At 51.4% G+C, this 1,770-nt stretch carries 1 protein-coding gene; it reads right to left on the bottom strand.

The window, feature by feature from the left end; genetic code table 11:
• A partial coding sequence (locus HWQ67_RS17630) for a choice-of-anchor U domain-containing protein (RefSeq protein WP_255317342.1) occupies positions 1-1,546 on the bottom strand: 1,546 nt, incomplete at its 3' end.
• Positions 1,547-1,770: the final 224 nt, after the last annotated feature.

Consider the following 1,770-nt stretch of genomic DNA (forward strand, 5'->3'; position numbering starts at 1 on the left):
TTGCCTTAGGGGCCACCTCAGGTATGCTGCCTATCATGTTTGTATCCAGTGAGATGTCTTTGCCATTAAAGGTTAACATCCGTGTCTGATAGGCGTTGATTTCTTTATTCGCCGTTGTCATTGTGGATATCAGGTCATTCGTAGGGCCGGACATGTTACCGGCGGCAGTTGCGGTAAGCTCAACGCCTACCGTTGAGGTATCCGCCGTCATGTTCGATATGACGCAATAGGTCACGTTGACGGGGTTTGTGTGCAGGTATGGCAGTGTGTAGGTGACCTGCGCAGGCGATAAAAGCGCCACGGGGTCCTGGATCGTCCCGACGGTGCTGTCGTTGTCCCCCGGTTGGTTGTCTATAAGGTAGAGGGTCACGACCAGATTATTCCTTCCGCCGCTTATCTCGCCACATGGTGTCCCCCTGAACTTGCCGTTGCAGTCGAAGTCGTACCATCCGCCGGTGCCGTATTTTTTCACGTGATTGACGACAATCCCACGGGGCAGGTAGAACTTTACCTGGTTGACCGTGCCAGTCTGGACGCCCGTCAGTGTGAACGACAATGTGCCCACGGGCAACTTTGATCCGGCATTGCCCGTAGTCAGGCCCAGGCCGCCAAGGTCAGGGGTGGTGATTGAACTGATGGTGCTGATAGCAATGGACGGATCGACCGCCACGGTTATGTACTGTGAGTTGGCCGCGTGGAATGACTCCACGTTGCCCTGTAGTCTGTCGGGGGTACCGTCGCCGTTGCCGTCGTAGTTGGGATCGTTGCCACCGGGGCCTTGCTCTTCCGTAGCCGTGTTAAACGTCGCCATCACGCTCTTTGCCGCCGACATCGTTACCGTGCAGGTTGAGGTCGTTCCGGTGCAGTCGCCGCTCCAGCCGGCGAAGGTTGCGTTGTCGCTGGCCGTTGCCGTCAGGGTCACGGATGTGCCGGTGGCGAACGAGGCGGAGCACGTTGTGCCGCAGTTGATCCCGACGGGTGAGCTTGTGACTGTACCGTCGCCTGTGCCGGAGAGTGCGATGTCTAGCGTATAAGAGCCGCCACTTGAACTAAATTTCTGGATGCGGCTATTTTCATTATCTGCGATATAGACAACACTACCTGAAGCATTTACCGCTATTCCACGTGGATAACTAAATTGGCCATCTCCGCTGCCGTTGCTACCCCACTTGGTTATAAAAGTGCCGCTTGAGGTAAATTTCTGGATACGGTGGTTATTACCATCTGCAACGTAGACATTACCCGAACCATCTATTGCTACTGCATGGTCATAGTTAAACTGGCCATCTCCAGAGCCTCCGCTACCCCACGTGGTTATGAAAGTGCCAATTGAGGTAAATTTTTGAATGCGATTGTTATAAGAATCTGCAATGAGGACATTGCCAGAAGCATCTATTGCTACTGCACTTGGATGATAAAACTGTCCATCCCCGCTACCAAAACTACCCCACTTGGTGACAAAACTATACGTTTCAGTCGCTGCCACTGTAGCCACAGACACCAATACCAGTGCTATTATAACCGTAATCATTTTCGTTGTTGCCAATAACTCTTTGCTTGCTCTGATCGTCTTTGTTCTTCTCCTTTAGGTTATGTTTACGGTAAAAATATCTGAACCATGCCTGCGACCGTAGGGAGCAAATTTAACTCCACGGATTAAGGGTATCCTCTTTATATTTCATGGTAACTATGCTTTTGCAGTTTTTGGATTCCTGGTCAAGCCAGGAATGACAAACTTGGAAAAAGCCTGTAACTGTCATTCCTGCGAAA

It is taken from the genome of Candidatus Magnetobacterium casense (assembly GCF_019173545.1).
GTDB classification, from domain to species: domain Bacteria; phylum Nitrospirota; class Thermodesulfovibrionia; order Thermodesulfovibrionales; family Magnetobacteriaceae; genus Magnetobacterium; species Magnetobacterium cryptolimnobacter.